The sequence below is a fragment of the Rhizobium etli CFN 42 genome, from assembly GCF_000092045.1.
In the GTDB taxonomy this organism is placed as follows: Bacteria; Pseudomonadota; Alphaproteobacteria; order Rhizobiales; family Rhizobiaceae; genus Rhizobium; species Rhizobium etli.
In genome coordinates, this window is the sequence record NC_007764.1 from 215,207 (window position 1) to 231,014 (window position 15,808).

The window sequence follows — 15,808 nt, forward strand, 5'->3', positions numbered from 1 at the left end:
GCACCATCCCTTTGCTTTCCCGCAATTTCGGATGCGCTTTGCGCTGCTTTGAGGAATTGCCCCAGGACAGGAATTGAAAAGACATGTCTGAGATCGTTTATGATGCGCTCGTGATCGGCTCCGGCGCGGCGGGTTCCTTCGCGGTCAAAGAGCTGACGGCCCAAGGGCTGTCGGTGCTGCTGCTTGAGGCCGGGCCGGCCGTCGGCCCCAGAGATTTCGACCCGGCGCGCAAGAAGGCGCCGGCAAGCAGCATCAATATCTGGGAGCGCGCACGCGCCACCCTGAAGGGCCAGCCGATCCAGGCGCGCGCGGCCTTCTTTACCGAACGTTTCAGCCACTTCTTCGTCAACGACCGCAAGAACCCTTATACGACGCCGAAAGGCGAGCCATTTCTCTGGATTCGCGGCCGTCAGGGCGGCGGACGTCTGCACAGTTTCGGCCGCGTGCTGCTGCGCTGGACCGACGATGATTTCAAAATCCGATCGCGTACCGGAAAGGGCGTGGACTGGCCGGTTTCCTATGACGAGCTCACGCCGTTCTACGAAGAGGTGGAGGCCTATCTCGGGCTCTACGGCAACAAGGACGATGTGCCGACCTTGCCGGACGGCCTTTATGCGAAACCGGCCAACCTGACGCCGGCAGAACAGATCTTCAAGCAGGCTGTGGAAAGCCGTTGGCCGGAACGGCACGTCGTCTCCTGGCGTTATATCGCGCCGGACGCCGAACGCATGCCGCGACCGCTGCGGGATGCCAAGACGACCGGCCGGCTGAGCGTCCGCTATGACGCCGTCGTTCGCCGCATCACCACGGACGAAAAAACCGGCCGCGCCACCGGCGCGCAGTTTGTCGATCGCAATAGCGGAGAGGTGTCGACGGCGCGTGCCGCGACGGTGGTGCTCTCCGCCTCGCCGATCGAGAGCGTGCGGCTGCTGCTGAATTCGGCATCGGCAAGACATCCTCATGGGCTCGGAAACAGCTCGGGCGCACTCGGACGCTATTTCATGGATCAGCTTCCATGCCTCGCTTTCGGCTCCTTTTCCAAGGCGAAGGGTTGGGCTGTTGACGGTTCCGCTCCCGTCGATCCCTTCTACAATCCGTCCGGTGGGATCTTCATCCCGCGCTTCGGGGAGGGTGACGCCGCCCGCGGCGATTTCGACTATCAGGGCAGCATCGGCAGGGCGCCGGTTTCAGAGGAGACCGATGCGCGTCTCGCCTTCTTCGGCTTCGGCCGCATGCTGCCCTATGCCGACAACCGCATCACCCTGGATGGCAAGCGAAAGGATGCCTGGAACATTCCGGTGCCGCACATTCGCTGCGTCATACAGGAGGAGGAGCGGCGGCTGCTCCGCCGGCAGGAGGAGACGTTGATCGCCATGATCCGGGAGGTCGGCGGCGATCTCGAATGCATCGGCTCGCCCACCGGGCTCAAGGAGATGGGCAGGGGCGCCTTTCCCGACGCCGATGCCTTCAGCCGCTTCATGTTCCGCACATGGTTCCGCAAGACCATGTGCATGGGCGCGGCGATCCATGAAACCGGCGGTGCGCGCATGGGCGAAACTCCGGAAGCTTCCGTGCTCAATTCCTACAACCAGGTCTGGGATGCCCCGAACATCATCGTCACCGACGCCAGCGCCTTCCCGGGCAGCGGCATCGCCGGCACGACGCTCACCGTCATGGCGCTGACGATCCGCGCCTGCCGCTACCTCGTCGACCGCTACAGGACGGGACTGCTCTAGACACGCCTCCGCCTCGGTGCGACCGGGGTCGAAACGATCTCCGGCATACGGAATGATGAAAGAGGCGAACAAGTGAACGAGCTTGGGGTTATTCAACCGTCACACAAAGTTTGCAGTGACATGCTCCTTTCAAATGAGCAGGAAGGGAAAGCCCATGTCTAAAACACATCAGGACCAGCTCAGCCGGATAAAGGCCGAAATCGCTGACAGCTTCGATGAGGAGCTGGAAATGCAGATGGAGGAAGACCGGCTGGACGATCTGGTCGTCGAAGGAATGACCGAACCGGCGGAGCAGACGCTCGATCGAAAGATCTATTTCCGCGAGCTGTTCCGGCTGCAGCATGAGCTGGTGCGGCTGCAGGATTGGGTCCAATACAAGCAATTGAAAGTGGTCGTGCTCTTCGAAGGCCGGGATTCGGCCGGCAAGGGCGGCGCGATCAAGCGCGTGACCCAAAGGCTCAACCCGCGCGTCTGCCGAACCGTGGCACTGCCTGCGCCGACCGAACGGGAGCGCCATCAATGGTATTTCCAGCGTTATGTCCCGCATCTTCCCACCGCCGGCGAGATCGTGCTCTTCGATCGCAGCTGGTACAACCGCGCCGGCGTCGAGCGCGTGATGGGGTTCTGCACCCCTGACGAACTCGAGGAGTTCTTCCGCTCGGTGCCCGAATTCGAACGGATGCTCGTCCGTTCCGGCATCGTACTGATCAAATACTGGTTCTCGATCACCGACGAGGAACAGGAATTCCGCTTCAAGATGCGCATCCACGATCCGCTGAAGCAGTGGAAGCTTTCGCCGATGGACATGGAAAGCCGCGTCCACTGGGAGGAATATACCAAGGCCAAGGAAGAAATGTTGGCGCGCACACACACCAAGGAGGCGCCCTGGTGGGTGGTGCAGGCCGTCGACAAGAAGCGGGCGCGGCTGAACTGCATCGCCCATCTTCTCGACCAGATTCCCTATGAGGATGTCCCGAAGCCTGAGATTCAGCTGCCGGATCGTATCCGCCATGCCGACTACATCAGGGCGCCGGTTCCGCCTGAAATGCACGTACCGGAGCGATATTGAAAGCATAGCCGCAACAAGTCGGCTGCCGAAGCGTTGAAACCGAGACCGCATGGTCACTGGACCGTGCGGTCAATGCGTGTTTCCCAACGGCTGCATCGTGAAGTATAAAGACTGGGCGTCCCATCGGCCGATAATACGGAGATGACAGGAGGTTGGTCATGACGGGTTTTTGGAGATTAATCGTTCAGGAGATTGTGCTCTCCGCGATTCTGGCGGCCGGCGCTGTCCTCGGCCTTCCCAAGCTTACCGATCCGAACACTAGTGCCAATTATCCGTTGGCAATCGTGGTTTTTCTGGCGATGTCAGGGGCCCTGGTGGCTTATGAGCTTCTGACACGGAAGCCTTCCTGATGCTCTCGTTTGCCGGCCCGTTGGCGCAGCCAACAAGGTGCGGCCGACCTGCAGATTGCGCTACCACGTCCGGCAAGATCGCCACGCCGCGCGAGAACACGGCGTAACGATCGCACCACCGGCAGCCGTCAGGCCGCGATGTCAGCCATATGGTTCAGTTCCTCGACGGCATTATCCGGCAGCGCCAATCCGGCGGCGGCGAGATTCTCCCTGAGATGGCCGAGCGAGGCCGTGCCTGGGATCAACAGGATATTGGGTGCGCGGCGCAACAGCCAGGCGAGCGCCACCTGCATCGGCGTGGCGCTCAGGCGTGCGGCGACATTGGAGAGCGTGGACGATTGCAGCGGCGTAAATCCGCCGAGCGGAAAGAACGGTACATAGGCGGTGCCGTAACGGGCGAGATCGTCGATCAGCCGGTCGTCATTCCGATGCGCCAGATTGTACTGGTTTTGCACACAGATGATCTCGGTGATCCCGCGGCCCTGGGCGACCTGTTTCGGTGTGGCGTTGCTTAAGCCGACGTGACGGATCAGGCCCTGCCGCTGGAGATCGGCAAGCACGGTCAGAGGTGCTTCTATAGAGCCTTCGGCTGGGCCATGCACGTCGAACATGATCCTGAGGTTGACGACGTCAAGCACGTCAAGGCTGAGATTGCGGAGGTTGTCTTGGACGGCCTGGATCAGCTCATCGCGCGAAAAAGCCGGAATCCAGGACCCGTCCGTGCCGCGCCTTGCGCCGACCTTGGTGACGATGACGAGATCATCGCGATAGGGGTGGAGGGCTTCGCGGATGATCTGGTTGGTGATGTGCGGACCGTAGAAATCGCTGGTGTCGATGTGATTGACACCGCTTGCGACCGCCTCGCGCAGCACCGCAAGCGCGGCGTCATGATTCCTGGGCGGGCCGAACACGCCAGGCCCGGCGAGCTGCATGGCCCCATAGCCAAGTCGCCTCACCTTGTGGTCGCCGAGATTGAATGTGCCAGACTGATCTATGATGGACATGATTTCACTCCTTTGAATAGGAGGTCGAGCTTACGCCGTAGCGGCGCGTATGATAATTGGGTACAATGTGCACGGGCTGTGCGGAGTGGCGAACAGTGAAAGCAGACCTGAGTGATCTCAACGCCTTCGTCGCAGTGGCGCGGGCGGGTGGTTTTCGCGAGGCAGCGCGTGCCAGTGGCAGCAGCGCTTCCTTCTTGAGCGAAGCGGTGCGTCGCCTGGAGGCCGATCTCGACGTCAGGCTCTTCAATCGCACGACCCGTAGCGTCGTTACGACCGAAGCGGGCAAGGGTCTGCTGGAGCGGCTTGGCCCTGCTTTGACGGAGGTGGAGGCCGCGCTCGACGTGGTCAACCGTTTTCGCGACACGCCGGCTGGTTCGCTGCGGCTCAACGTTCCGGTCAGCGCTGCGCGCCTGGTGCTGCCCGCTATCGTCCCGCCATTCCTCGCCGCCTATCCCGACATTCGCATGGAGATCGTCGCCGATGAGAGCTTTGTCGACGTGCTCGCTGTCGGGTGTGATGCCGGCATCCGTTATGACGAGCGGCTGGAGCAGGATATGATCGCGATTCCGATCGGTCCGCGCCACCAGCGCTTTGCCACTGCGGCATCGCCTGCTTATCTCGACAGCCACGGGCGGCCGCAACATCCGAGTGAACTCCTCGATCATGCCTGCTTGCTGGGCCGTTTTGCCAGCGGTGCGCTGACGACCCCCTGGGAATATGAGCGGGACGGCGAGGTGGTGCGGATCGAACCGACCGGCCCATTGATCGTCAGGGTCGGCGGGGCGACCGATCTTTCCGTCGATGCGGCGATAGCGGGCACAGGAATCGTCTGCATTTTCGAAGATTGGCTGCGCCCGCATTTCGACAGCGGCGCACTTGAGCCCATCCTCGAGCCGTGGTGGCAGCGCTTTTCCGGACCGTTCCTCTATTATCCCGGCCGGCGCCTGGTGCCTGCGCCGCTCAGGGCATTCATCGACTTCGTCAAGGCATCGGCCAACCGGGCTTGATGTCCGTCGGCGAGCCTCCGCGCCTTTTGTCAGAGCGTGACCTCGGCATTGTCGCCCATATCCGGTTTGCTGTTTGTCACCGCTGCGGCCGCCATTTTGATATAGCTGATGATGGTGCCGGGGCTGTCCCAATATTCAGCCGAAGACGGGGTGACCTTGAGGATGCGGATGGAGGGATCGTCGGGATTGTCCCACCATGCCTTTGCCGGCGTTGCCCACAATTCACGGATCTTCTCGCGATCGTTCTGCACCTCGGCCGTCCCTGACACGGAAAGATATTTCTGCGCCTTGGTGTCGGCAAAGGCCAGGCAGACGTTCGGCCAGCGGGCGACCTCGTCGTCCTTGTGACTGGCGAGATCGGTCAGAAAATAGACCGCGTTTTCAAGTTGCGCGCTATAGGCGGACATCGGCCGGGCGCGCAGATTGTCGCCGTTGCGGGTCGTCAACATGCAGAACCCTATTCTGTCGATCAACTCCCATACCCGTGTCGCGTCATCCTGCTCGGCCATCGTCATCTCCATTTGTGCGAAAGACGGAGTAACCATCTGCTGGAGCCGATGTTCCCGTGGTTTACGTGGCCAATTCTCGGAAGGTGATCGAATAACGCAGTCGATCGACAGGCGGGATGGAATGCTCCCAGAGCGTTCTTGAGGCGCCGGCCAAGATATAGGCGGAGCCGGGTTCAAGCACGAGCGATCGCCGCTGCCACTTGTCGCCGTTCAGGCGCCTCAGCCTGAAGGTGCAGGACGAAAGCAGAGAGATGCCGATGACCCGGCCGAACACGAATTTATCCTTGTGCCAGCCGATCGGCGCGCCGGGTGCGTATTCCGTCACGAGAGCATGTTCGAACGCCTCCGGCATGATATCCGCGAAGCGTGCGGCGATCTCGCGAATGGGGAGCAGCCATGACGGTATTTCCTCTGTTTTTCTCATGCGCTGGCTCTCGAAGTCGTATCTCCAGCCGAAGGAGACGGTCCTGCGTTTGCCTTCGAACCCATGGAAGTCGAAGGCTTTGAACGGCAGGACAGGTATCGCTTCGAGGGCCGAGCTCTGCAGATCGGCAGGCACAAAATCCCGCGAATATCGGAAACCCTCGGGAAAGCCGTCGTCGGCCCCGCCAAAGAGATCCTTCTGTTCCATCATGGTCACCGCGTGTTCCTCAATGCACGCTCGGGGTTTCCATGACCATCGCGAAATCCTCCGCAACCAATTCGCTGACTGCTATGAGGATTTCCTCCCGTGAAAAGCCCGACGTCAGTGCGCGCTGGATCAGCTCCTGCAAATCCGGCTCCACGACATCGCGACAATCATCGAGGCGTTCCTCCGAAATGGTGAGGCTATTCAATTCGTCCATTGTCTATCCTTTCGGGAAATATAATCGCTGAGACCGGGGCAGGATTCTAACGCGCGGCCGTCCGCTTGCGTCCGACCAGCAGTCCTTCGCGCTGCATCTTCTTGCGTGCAGCCTTTCGCTGCCGGCTGATCGCCTGCGCTTTTTCCCGCACGCGGCGTTCGGACGGTTTTTCATAGGCGCGACGTTCCTTCATTTCGCGGAACAGCCCTTCGCGCTGCATTTTCTTCTTCAAGGCCCTGAGAGCCTGATCGACATTGTTGTCTCTGACGAGTACCTGCATGTCGAATCCTCCTTGTTGGATGATATGTCGACCGTCCTTTCAGCCGAACTGCGCGGCTTAGGCGCTGCGGCTAAAGAGGCAGTGAAATGCCCTTCAGCCCCCAGCAGTTTGAGGGGGCATGCCGCCCTTGCGCCTGCCGGCCCGCGACCGCCATTGCAGTCGCTGCGATCGTCGTTCGAAAGAAATCCTCTGCCGGCCGCAGCCGGCATCATTCGGTTGTTATTGGGATTGCTCATAGCGCGCCGGCTGGCGCCCACCACGATCCCTAGCCTTCGTCGACGAGTCGGCACCGCCTGAGTGTCCGATGGGATCGGGGTCGGCTTTAAAATAGGTGCCGGTGTCAAGGATTGCAATGGCGTGCAGGCACCATAAAGCAGCGCCAGAAAAGTGCTGTCGTAACGTGGTCGCCGCAGAGCTTCTTTCAAGTTTACCGCGTGTAAATTGGTCGAAATTGCTTCAAATTTGATTGAAGCGGAGAGCGTAATAGGAGTTTTACAAGCGGCCACACACGTTAAAGATGAATGTTAACCTTGCGTTAAATAACCCATTGACTTGTAGTATTAATAAGTTGTTAAAGGAGCGGCTCGCTAAGGTCAAATTGGCCCGCTGATAAACAATTTTAGGAGTAACTAATGGCTTCGCCGATTCACGCAACTGATGATAGTGCAACATTTCAAGAAACTGATGTAATTTCCGGAAATCTGCTTTCCAACGATTCGTCCGACAACGGCCACCTGTTTCTGCGCGCCTTTGACGGTGCGAGCGTTGGTGCCAAGGGCGGCATGAGCCAGGTCACCGAAATCCAGGGTGAGTACGGCACGTTCTTCGTCAAGCCGGACGGCAGCTATACCTATGTTCTGAGCGATGCAGCCAAGATCGGCTTCACCAACGGCGAGCTGCTCCAGGAGAAGGTATCGTACAAGATCTCCGACGGTAACGGTCACACCGATGTTGGCCTTTTCACGCTCAACATTCAGGGCGTCACCCAGGTCAAGCCGATTGCTGTCGACGACGTCTACAGCTTCACCGAAGGCAGCCCCATCGGCGGCAACGTTCTCGACAACGACATTGCCGGCGACAACGGCAAGATGTTCCTGCGTCAGTTCCTGACCAAGCAGGTAGACGCCAACAATGGCGCCGTTACCGATGTTCAGGGCACCTACGGTACGTTCCACGTCAAAGCCGATGGCTCCTTCACCTATGATCTGACGGCCGATCTGGATGCAGGCGTGACCTACACGGAAGTTCTGCGCTACTACAAGATCTCCGACGGCGAAGGCCATACGGACACTGCCAAGGTGACGCTCAACATCCTCGGCATGGACGCTCATCCCGACAGCGTCGGTGTTTGATCTGCAGCAATAGATCAGTGAGATAAGACGCCCGCCGCGCAATCGGCGGGCTTTTTTGTAGATGCGCCGCTCTGGGAGTAAGGGCTGGTAAATAATCCTTTTTAGCTAGTTCTTATAAATGAGAGGCAGGCGTAGTCTCGATGTTCGGAGGACACGCCCTTGACCGAACACATCGAACCTCAGCAAATCGAAACGGCCGATCTGACGAAAGTCTGGTCCGTAACCGAGTTCTGCGCTCGCCATCGGATAGATGTGGAGGAGCAGGCGTTGTTGCTCAAACTCTTCGGACCATTCGCGACAGCCTGCGAGTTACTCCATAATGCTAGGCGTGCGCCTCGATACCGATGAGTTTCTCGCTCGCCGACCGGCGATATTTCCCGCGTCCTTAGTTGATCTCGACTTCCCATCCCCGGGAACCGGCAGAAGCACCGCCTGATCGGGTGACGTTCGTTGTCGTGCTTCCGAGGGATTGGTGAGTTCCCATCCGCCGTCGCGCCGGCTGTGAGCTGGAGCGACCCTCCATGACCTCCCGGATCGGACAATCTCCTGAATTGCTCCTCACTCTCTGCACAAAATCTGCAATCCGGCGCGGCATCTTCCCGTCATGAGCAAAAAACGACATCCCGCCGCGCCTCACATCGCCTACCTTGCCGGATCGCCTGCGAAAGGAGGCGCCGCGCTGCTTGAATTCACAGTTTCGGCAGACGCCCGAACGGGCCTCATTTTCGTCCGTGACGACGGCAACGGTATTTCCGAGGCAAACCGCGACCGCATCTTTCCGCCATTCTTCTCGACCCGCCGTGAAGAGGGGGCACCGGCATGGGGCTCGGCATCGTCCATGCCATGCTGAGCTCTCACGGCGGCACGATCCGCCTTCGGCAGACGACCGGCGCCGGCGCTGAATTCGAAATTGCCATACCCTTGCTTTCCCAGCGTGGCTGAGGAGACCGCGCAGTCAGCTTTTCAGATAGCTGACGACGGCATCGGCGATCATTCCGCGATGGCGTTCGATGGCTTCACCGTCCGAGAGATTGCGTCGGAAGATCGTGCCGAACGTATAGCGGTTAGAGACGCGAAAGAAGCAGAAGGCGCTGATCATCATATGGATGTCGATCGGGTCCGCCCTCCGCCGGAAGACGCCCTGGTCGAAGCCGCGCTGCAAAATGCCGGCGATGGTTTCGATGACGGAGACGTTGAGATCGCGGATCGCCTCGGAGCGAAGCATATGGGCGGCATGATGAATGTTCTCGATGCTGACCAGGCGGACGAAATCGGGATTGGCCTCGTCGTGATCGAAAGTCGTTGCAATTAGTGTTCGCAGCGCCTCTTCCGGTTCCAGATCGGAAAGATGCAGATCGGATTCCAGCGAGCGGATCTTGCGATAAGACTGCTCAAGGACTGCAAGGTAAAGACCCTCTTTGCTGCCGAAATAATAATAGATCATCCTCTTCGACGTGCGCGTCTTTTCCGCAATTGCGTCGACGCGGGCGCCCGCCAAGCCGTGCGTCGAGAATTCCTCAGTCGCGACGAGCAGGATGTCCTCCTTCGTCTGCTGTGGATCATTCTTCCGGCCGTTTTCGCCCCGTTCCGCCATAAGCCTGGTCGCTAGCCTTCTAAACTATTGCTGCAGATATGGAATTCTGCCCACAAGCAGCGTTCGAAGCGAACGCCTCGATCTCCCCTGGCCGTCAGTCTTATTCATGTTGGCGGCATGTTTCAATAGATCGAGCTTGACATACGAACTAGTTAGTACATTTTGGAAGCGCGACCAGTGGAGGAATTGATCGCAACAACGGCATTATCCGCTGACGGCAGCTGTTCGGATCTCTAGCGGACGGTCGACGGCCAGCGCAGCAGGCCGCGCTTGGGAGGAGCGAATGACCCGTATCATCGGTTTTTATTTCTTCGCGCTGAAGGTAACGATCGCCCTGCTGCTGGCGGGCATGGTGGTGCTCGTCTTCGGCAATGTCGTGCTTCGCTATGCCTTCAACCGGGGCATTACCTCCTCCGAGGAGCTGTCGCGCATCTTTTTCATCTGGCTGACCTTCCTCGGCGCCGTCGTCGCAATGCGCGAACACGCTCATCTCGGCGTCGACTCACTGATCACCCGCCTGCCGAAACCGATCGCCAAGCTCGCCGTGCTCCTCGGCTACGGCATGATGCTGATCGCCACGTGGCTGATGATTAGTGGCAGTTGGGCCCAGACGGTGATCAACCTTCACGTATCAGCCCCGGCGACCGGCATTTCGATGGGCGTCTTCTACGGCGCCGGGCTCGCCTTCGGCGTGCCGGCATTTTTCATCCTGCTCTGGGATGCCTTCGCGATCGCGACGGACCGCATCGATGTGACGACTGCCGCACTCGTGCGTGACAGCGAGGAACAGGCTGCACTCGAAGACCCCGCGCAGACCGCGTTTCCCGTTCTGACGCCGAAGCACTGAGGAGGCCGTCATGACCGTCACCATTTTCCTCGGCGCTCTTCTCGGTCCGATGGCGCTCGGCGTGCCGATTGCCTTTGCCCTCATCATCACAGGCGTGGCGCTGATGATGTATCTCGGCATGTTCGATGCGCAGATTGTCGCGCAGAATGTGCTGAACGGCGCCGACAGCTTTCCGCTGATGGCCGTGCCTTTCTTCCTTCTCGCCGGCGAGGTGATGAACACAGGCGGCCTTTCGCGGCGTATCGTCAATCTCGCCATGGCCATGGTCGGCCATATCAGGGGCGGCCTCGGCTTCGTTGCGATCTTCGCGGCCTGCGTGCTATCCAGCCTTTCGGGCTCGGCCGTCGCCGATGCCGCCGCCCTCGGCGCCCTGCTCTTTCCGATGATGCTGAAATCCGGCCACGATCCGGTCCGCGCCGGCGGCCTGCTCGCCTCGGCCTCGATCATCGGCCCGATCATCCCGCCGTCGATCGGCTTCATTCTCTATGGCGTCATCGGCGGAGTCTCGATCACCAAACTCTTCCTGGCCGGCATCTTCCCCGGCCTGATGATCGGCGCTGCCCTTTGCATCACCTGGCTGATCGTAGCGCGCAAGGAACAGTTCGCCTTGCCGCCGAAACAAAGCGCCGCAATCAGGATGAAGGCTTTCGTCGAGAGCATTTGGGCGCTGATGCTCCCGGTCATCATCATCGTCGGCCTGAAATTCGGCGTCTTCACGCCGACCGAAGCCGGTGTCGTCGCGGCGGTCTATTCGCTCTTCGTGTCGATGGTGATCTATCGTGAGCTGCCGCCGTCACGGCTGTTCGAGGTTTTCGTCGCGGCCGCGAAAATCACCTCGGTGGTGATGTTTCTGGTGGCCTGCGCTGCCGTTTCCGCCTGGCTGATCACCGTCGCCGACGTGCCCGGCGAACTCGCAGACCTCGTCGAGCCGCTGATGGGCAATCAGACGCTGCTGCTGCTTGCCATCATGGTGCTCATCGTCGTCGTCGGAACCGCCATGGATATGACGCCCACGATCCTGGTGATGACGCCGGTGCTGATGCCGATCATCAAGCAGGCGGGGATCGACCCGGTCTATTTCGGCGTGCTGTTCATCATCAACAATTCGATCGGGCTGATAACGCCGCCGGTCGGAACGGTGCTTAACGTCATTTGCGGCGTTTCGAAGCTGTCGATGGAAGAACTGATGAAGGGCGTGATCCCCTTCATGATCGCCGAGCTGATCGTTCTATTCCTGCTCGTCCTTTTCCCTGCGCTGGTGACCGCTCCGGTCGCCTGGTTCGGACACTGATGTCGCCGTGTCGGCGATGGAATTTCAACGCGGCCGGAGGGAGATGCCGGCTCTATCCTGGGAGGAAAACATGATGAACAGATTGACGAAACTGGCGCTGGGGCTGGCCCTGCCAATTGCCCTCTTGGCAAGCGGCCCCGCTATGGCCGAGATCCGCCAACACAGTCTCAAATTCGCCGCCGCCAATAATAAGGGCCATCCCCAGGTCATGGGCATGGAGAAGTTCGCCGAGCTGGTGAAGGAAAAGAGCGGCGGCAAGATCGAGGTCAAGCTGTTTCCGGGCGGCGTGCTCGGAGGCGACGTGCAGACGGTCTCGGCCCTGCAGGGTGGTGTCATCGAAATGACCGTGCTCAACGCCGGCATTCTCGCAAGCAATGTTAAGCAATTCGGCGCTGTCGACCTGCCCTTCCTCTTCAACAGCGGCGAAGAGGCCGACAAGGTGATGGATGGCGCGTTCGGCACGAGCCTGATGAAGCTCCTGCCGGATACAGGCCTCGTCGGCCTCGCCTATTGGGAGCTCGGTTTCCGCAACCTCACCAACAATCGCCATCCCGTCACCAAACTCGAAGATATCAAGGGCCTGAAGATCCGCACGATCCAGTCGCCGATCCCGATCGAACTGTTCAACAGCCTCGGCGCCAACGCGGTCCCCCTGCCCTACACGGAGCTTTATACCGCGCTCGAAACCGGCACCGTCGACGGTCAGGAAAACCCGGCCGCCAACATTATCAACGCCAAGTTCTTCGAAGTGCAGAAGTACATGACGATCACTCGTCACCAGTACAATCCGCAGATCGTGCTCATCAGCAAGAAGTTCTGGGATGGCCTGAACGACGAGGAAAAGGCGGTCTTCGAGGCGGCCGCGACGGAAGCCCGCGACTATCAGCGCAAGGTTTCCAGGGAGCTGGACGCCAAGGCGATCGAGGAAATCAAGAAGACCGGCATGGAAGTCGCCGAGCTCAGCCCCGAAGAGACGCAGAAGCTGCGTGACGCCGTCAAGCCGCTGGTCGACAAGTTTGCGGCTCAGATCGGCGCGGAGACCGTCACCCAGCTCTTCAAGGAGCTCGATACGGTTCGCGGCAAGTAGGCAGATCGGGCCCGCGGGCGACGCCGCGGGCCTTCCCATCACGAGCAAGACAGGAACTGGCGCATGGCCGAGACACTCCTGAAACCGTTGAAGGCCGGGCTGATCGGCTCCGGCATCCAGGCTTCGCTGACGCCTGCCATGCATATGACGGAAGGCGCGGCGCAGGGGCTGGATTACGATTATGAGCTGATCGATCTCGTCAAATTGAATGCCTCGCCGGCCGATCTTGCGCGTCTGATCGGCGATGCCGAAGCGCGTGGACTTGCCGGTCTCAATATCACTCATCCCTGCAAGCAGCTCGTCATTCCCCTGCTCGACGAGTTGTCGCCCGAGGCCCGGGCGCTCGGCGCCGTCAATACTGTCGTGCTGAAGGACGGCGGGCGCTTTGGCCACAACACCGACTGGTGGGGTTTTGCCGAGAGTTTTCGGCGCGGGCTGCCGCAGGCAGACCTTTCCTCCGCCGTGCAGCTTGGTGCCGGCGGGGCAGGCGTGGCGACCGCCTATGCGATCCTGACGCTCGGCCTTAGGCGGCTGACCGTCTTCGATCGCGAGCAGGAGCGCGCCGTCGATCTGGCTGAAACAATGTCCGCGCTCTTTCCCGGCGCGTCGATCGCGGCGGGGAGTGATCTGGAAGCAGCGATGAAAGATGCATCCGGCTTGATCCATGCGACACCGACGGGCATGGCCAAATATCCCGGCACACCGCTTCCGCCAGAACTCCTGGAAGCGAGCCATTGGGTCGCCGAGATCGTCTACTTCCCCTTGGAAACAGAGCTTCTGCGGCAGGCGAGGCAGCGCGGCTGCCGGACGCTCGACGGCGGCGGCATGGCGGTCTTCCAGGCCGTCGGCGCCTTTCGCCTGATCACCGGCAGGGAGCCTGATGCCGGCCGTATGCTCGCGCATTTCAAGACGATGACGACTTAACGCGTATCGGAAGGACCACTGCGATGAAGACATCGATAGCGACTGTCTCCCTGAGCGGCGACCTCAGCGATAAGCTGGAGGCGATCGCCAAGGCCGGCTTCGACGGGGTGGAGATATTCGAGAATGATTTCCTGATCTTCGACGAGAGCCCGAAGGAGGTCGGCCGCATGGTGCGCGATCTCGGCATGGAGATCACGCTGTTTCAGCCGTTTCGCGATTTCGAGGGCATGCCGGAGCCGCTGCGCAGCCGCACCTTCGACCGGGCCGAACGCAAATTCGACCTCATGCAGGAGATGGGCACCGAGCTGGTGCTGGTCTGCTCGAACGTCTCGCCGGCCGCTCTCGGCGGTCTCGACCGGGCAGCGGCCGATTTTCACGAACTCGGCGAGCGCGCCGCCAGGCGCGGCCTGCGCGTCGGCTACGAGGCGCTTGCCTGGGGCCGCCACATTCATGATCACCGCGACGCTTGGGAGATCGTCCGGCGGGCCGATCATCCGAATATCGGCCTGATCCTCGACAGTTTTCATACGCTGTCGCGGAAGATCGACGTCAACTCGATCCGGTCGATCCCGAAGGAGAAGATCTTCATCATCCAGCTTGCCGATGCGCCGCTGATCGACATGGATCTGCTCTATTGGAGCCGGCACTTCCGCAACATGCCCGGTGAAGGCGACCTGCCGGTGCTCGACTTCATGAAGGCGGTCGCCGCAACGGGCTATGACGGCTATCTGTCGCTGGAGATCTTCAACGACCAGTTCCGTGGTGGTTCGCCGAGCGCAATCGCCGTCGACGGCCGTCGCTCGCTGATCTATCTCGGCGACCAGGTGAAGCGCCAGCAGCCGGAAAGCGCGCTGCCGGTGCCGGCCATGCCGCCACGCGCAGTGGTCGAGGGCATCGCCTTCGTCGAGTTCACGGCCGATGAAGATGAGGCGCCTGCGCTTGAGGCGCTGTTCAAGAGCCTTGGTTTTAGCAAGGCGGCCAGACACAAAAGCAAGCGCGTGACGGTCTTCCGACAGGGGGCGATCAATCTCGTGATCAACACCGAGCAGAAGGGCTTTGCCAGCGCCTCCTACGCTGTTCACGGCACCTCGGCCTATGCCGCCGGCCTTATGGTTGACGATGCGAAGGCTGCGTTGCAGCGGGCCGTGGCGCTTGGCGCAGAGCGCTTCGAGCAATCACTCGATGCCGGCGAGATCGAGATGCCGGCCGTGCGCGGCGTCGGTGGCGGCGTCCTCTATTTCCTCGATCGCAAGACCGAGCTTGCCCGCATCTGGGAGATCGAATTCGATGCGATCGAAGACGACGCCGCGCCGCAGCCGGCCGGATTGCAATCGATCGACCATATGGCGCAGACGATGAAGTATGAGGAGCTGCTGACCTGGCTGCTGTTCTACACCTCGCTCGTCGAAGCCGAGAAGACGCCGATGGTGGATATCGTCGATCCCTCCGGCATCGTCCGCAGCCAGGTGGTGGAGAATGCGCAAGGCTCTTTGCGCATCACTATGAACGGCGCGGAAAACCGCAATACGCTCGCCGGCCGCTTCATTGCCGAAACCTTCGGCTCCGGCATCCAGCATCTCGCCTTCAGGACCGACGACATCTTCGCGACCGCCGCCGCCCTTGCCGCGAACGGCTTCGTGCCGCTTTCGATCTCGCCCAACTATTATGACGATCTCGAAGCCCGCTTCGGCCTCGACGCCGAATTCGCCGATCGCCTCAAGGCCAACAACATCCTCTATGATCGCGATGACTCAGGCGAGTATTTCCAGCTCTACAGCCCGACCTATGGCGAGGGTCTGTTCTTCGAGATCGTCGAGCGGCGCGGTTACCGCGGCTATGGCGCCGCGAACGCCATCTTCAGGATTGCCGCACTGAGGAAACATTTGCGACCGCCGGGACTGCCCCGCGCCTGA

Annotated in this window: 17 protein-coding genes and 1 pseudogene; 12 read left to right on the forward strand and 6 right to left on the reverse strand. The window is 60.5% G+C overall.

The window, feature by feature from the left end; all coding sequences use genetic code 11:
* Positions 1-83 precede the first annotated feature (83 nt).
* The 3 genes from RHE_RS23865 to RHE_RS23875 all read left to right on the forward strand — a co-directional run bounded on the left by RHE_RS23865 (position 84) and on the right by RHE_RS23875 (position 3,155).
* Positions 84-1,736, forward strand: a complete 1,653-nt coding sequence (locus RHE_RS23865) for a GMC oxidoreductase (RefSeq protein WP_011427828.1) — start codon at positions 84-86, stop codon at positions 1,734-1,736.
* A gap of 154 nt (positions 1,737-1,890) precedes the next feature.
* Positions 1,891-2,805, forward strand: coding sequence for a polyphosphate kinase 2 (ppk2, locus tag RHE_RS23870; protein ID WP_020922899.1), 915 nt, complete (start codon positions 1,891-1,893; stop codon positions 2,803-2,805).
* Positions 2,806-2,963: 158 nt separating this feature from the next.
* Positions 2,964-3,155 (forward strand): hypothetical protein, encoded by a 192-nt coding sequence (locus RHE_RS23875; RefSeq protein ID WP_020922900.1) that lies wholly within the window; start codon positions 2,964-2,966, stop codon positions 3,153-3,155.
* A gap of 128 nt (positions 3,156-3,283) precedes the next feature.
* Here the strand turns inward: RHE_RS23875 and RHE_RS23880 are convergent, their stop codons facing one another.
* Entirely contained in the window at positions 3,284-4,159 is an 876-nt protein-coding gene (locus RHE_RS23880) for an aldo/keto reductase family oxidoreductase (protein ID WP_011427830.1), read from the reverse strand.
* A 95-nt stretch (positions 4,160-4,254) separates the two neighbouring features.
* On the opposite strand from RHE_RS23880, the gene RHE_RS23885 reads away from it, so the two are divergent.
* On the forward strand, positions 4,255-5,166 hold the full coding sequence (locus tag RHE_RS23885; RefSeq protein WP_042119776.1) for a LysR family transcriptional regulator: 912 nt from the start codon (positions 4,255-4,257) through the stop codon (positions 5,164-5,166).
* 29 nt (positions 5,167-5,195) lie between these two features.
* Here the strand turns inward: RHE_RS23885 and RHE_RS23890 are convergent, their stop codons facing one another.
* The 4 genes from RHE_RS23890 to rpsU form a co-directional block, all read right to left on the reverse strand.
* Entirely contained in the window at positions 5,196-5,675 is a 480-nt protein-coding gene (locus RHE_RS23890; protein ID WP_041678968.1) for a pyridoxamine 5'-phosphate oxidase family protein, read from the reverse strand.
* A gap of 61 nt (positions 5,676-5,736) precedes the next feature.
* Positions 5,737-6,306 carry an alpha-ketoglutarate-dependent dioxygenase AlkB gene (locus RHE_RS23895; protein ID WP_011427833.1) on the reverse strand — a complete coding sequence of 190 codons (570 nt, stop codon included), beginning with the start codon at positions 6,304-6,306 and terminating at the stop codon, positions 5,737-5,739.
* Positions 6,307-6,325: 19 nt separating this feature from the next.
* Positions 6,326-6,520 (reverse strand): hypothetical protein, encoded by a 195-nt coding sequence (locus RHE_RS23900; protein WP_020922903.1) that lies wholly within the window; start codon positions 6,518-6,520, stop codon positions 6,326-6,328.
* 46 nt (positions 6,521-6,566) lie between these two features.
* Positions 6,567-6,800: a 30S ribosomal protein S21 gene (gene rpsU, locus RHE_RS23905; RefSeq protein WP_011427834.1), complete on the reverse strand. Its 234-nt coding sequence runs from the start codon at positions 6,798-6,800 to the stop codon at positions 6,567-6,569.
* A 632-nt stretch (positions 6,801-7,432) separates the two neighbouring features.
* Between rpsU and RHE_RS23910 the strand changes: the two genes are divergently transcribed.
* The 3 genes and pseudogenes from RHE_RS23910 to RHE_RS32185 form a co-directional block, all read left to right on the forward strand.
* Positions 7,433-8,152 carry an Ig-like domain-containing protein gene (locus RHE_RS23910; RefSeq protein ID WP_011427835.1) on the forward strand — a complete coding sequence of 240 codons (720 nt, stop codon included), beginning with the start codon at positions 7,433-7,435 and terminating at the stop codon, positions 8,150-8,152.
* A 159-nt stretch (positions 8,153-8,311) separates the two neighbouring features.
* Positions 8,312-8,500 carry a hypothetical protein gene (locus RHE_RS32180; RefSeq protein WP_073990423.1) on the forward strand — a complete coding sequence of 63 codons (189 nt, stop codon included), beginning with the start codon at positions 8,312-8,314 and terminating at the stop codon, positions 8,498-8,500.
* Between the two features lie 322 nt (positions 8,501-8,822).
* Positions 8,823-9,094, forward strand: a pseudogene (locus tag RHE_RS32185) (ATP-binding protein); the annotation flags it as partial.
* 13 nt (positions 9,095-9,107) lie between these two features.
* Here the strand turns inward: RHE_RS32185 and RHE_RS23915 are convergent.
* The gene (locus RHE_RS23915; RefSeq protein WP_011427836.1) at positions 9,108-9,746 is read right to left on the reverse strand and encodes a TetR/AcrR family transcriptional regulator; all 639 of its coding nucleotides are present in this window, start codon (positions 9,744-9,746) and stop codon (positions 9,108-9,110) included.
* A gap of 283 nt (positions 9,747-10,029) precedes the next feature.
* Here RHE_RS23915 and RHE_RS23920 point away from each other — a divergent pair, with 283 nt between their 5' ends.
* The 5 genes from RHE_RS23920 to RHE_RS23940 all read left to right on the forward strand — a co-directional run bounded on the left by RHE_RS23920 (position 10,030) and on the right by RHE_RS23940 (position 15,808).
* Entirely contained in the window at positions 10,030-10,593 is a 564-nt protein-coding gene (locus RHE_RS23920; protein ID WP_011427837.1) for a TRAP transporter small permease, read from the forward strand.
* Positions 10,594-10,603: 10 nt separating this feature from the next.
* Positions 10,604-11,884: a TRAP transporter large permease subunit gene (locus RHE_RS23925; protein ID WP_011427838.1), complete on the forward strand. Its 1,281-nt coding sequence runs from the start codon at positions 10,604-10,606 to the stop codon at positions 11,882-11,884.
* A gap of 70 nt (positions 11,885-11,954) precedes the next feature.
* Entirely contained in the window at positions 11,955-12,971 is a 1,017-nt protein-coding gene (locus RHE_RS23930) for a TRAP transporter substrate-binding protein (RefSeq protein WP_011427839.1), read from the forward strand.
* A 63-nt stretch (positions 12,972-13,034) separates the two neighbouring features.
* On the forward strand, positions 13,035-13,895 hold the full coding sequence (locus tag RHE_RS23935; protein WP_011427840.1) for a shikimate dehydrogenase: 861 nt from the start codon (positions 13,035-13,037) through the stop codon (positions 13,893-13,895).
* A 23-nt stretch (positions 13,896-13,918) separates the two neighbouring features.
* On the forward strand, positions 13,919-15,808 hold the full coding sequence (locus tag RHE_RS23940) for a bifunctional sugar phosphate isomerase/epimerase/4-hydroxyphenylpyruvate dioxygenase family protein (RefSeq protein WP_011427841.1): 1,890 nt from the start codon (positions 13,919-13,921) through the stop codon (positions 15,806-15,808).

Excerpts from the sequence above, each read along its gene's own strand:
- RHE_RS23865 (WP_011427828.1), top strand. The coding sequence starts at position 84 with ATGTCTGAGATCGTTTATGATGCGCTCGTGATCGGCTCCGGCGCGGCG.
- ppk2 (WP_020922899.1), top strand. The coding sequence starts at position 1,891 with ATGTCTAAAACACATCAGGACCAGCTCAGCCGGATAAAGGCCGAAATC.
- RHE_RS23875 (WP_020922900.1), top strand. The coding sequence starts at position 2,964 with ATGACGGGTTTTTGGAGATTAATCGTTCAGGAGATTGTGCTCTCCGCG.
- RHE_RS23880 (WP_011427830.1), bottom strand. The coding sequence starts at position 4,159 with ATGTCCATCATAGATCAGTCTGGCACATTCAATCTCGGCGACCACAAG.
- RHE_RS23890 (WP_041678968.1), bottom strand. The coding sequence starts at position 5,675 with ATGGCCGAGCAGGATGACGCGACACGGGTATGGGAGTTGATCGACAGA.
- RHE_RS23895 (WP_011427833.1), bottom strand. The coding sequence starts at position 6,306 with ATGGAACAGAAGGATCTCTTTGGCGGGGCCGACGACGGCTTTCCCGAG.
- RHE_RS23900 (WP_020922903.1), bottom strand. The coding sequence starts at position 6,520 with ATGGACGAATTGAATAGCCTCACCATTTCGGAGGAACGCCTCGATGAT.
- rpsU (WP_011427834.1), bottom strand. The coding sequence starts at position 6,800 with ATGCAGGTACTCGTCAGAGACAACAATGTCGATCAGGCTCTCAGGGCC.
- RHE_RS23910 (WP_011427835.1), top strand. The coding sequence starts at position 7,433 with ATGGCTTCGCCGATTCACGCAACTGATGATAGTGCAACATTTCAAGAA.
- RHE_RS23915 (WP_011427836.1), bottom strand. The coding sequence starts at position 9,746 with ATGGCGGAACGGGGCGAAAACGGCCGGAAGAATGATCCACAGCAGACG.
- RHE_RS23920 (WP_011427837.1), top strand. The coding sequence starts at position 10,030 with ATGACCCGTATCATCGGTTTTTATTTCTTCGCGCTGAAGGTAACGATC.
- RHE_RS23925 (WP_011427838.1), top strand. The coding sequence starts at position 10,604 with ATGACCGTCACCATTTTCCTCGGCGCTCTTCTCGGTCCGATGGCGCTC.
- RHE_RS23930 (WP_011427839.1), top strand. The coding sequence starts at position 11,955 with ATGATGAACAGATTGACGAAACTGGCGCTGGGGCTGGCCCTGCCAATT.
- RHE_RS23935 (WP_011427840.1), top strand. The coding sequence starts at position 13,035 with ATGGCCGAGACACTCCTGAAACCGTTGAAGGCCGGGCTGATCGGCTCC.
- RHE_RS23940 (WP_011427841.1), top strand. The coding sequence starts at position 13,919 with ATGAAGACATCGATAGCGACTGTCTCCCTGAGCGGCGACCTCAGCGAT.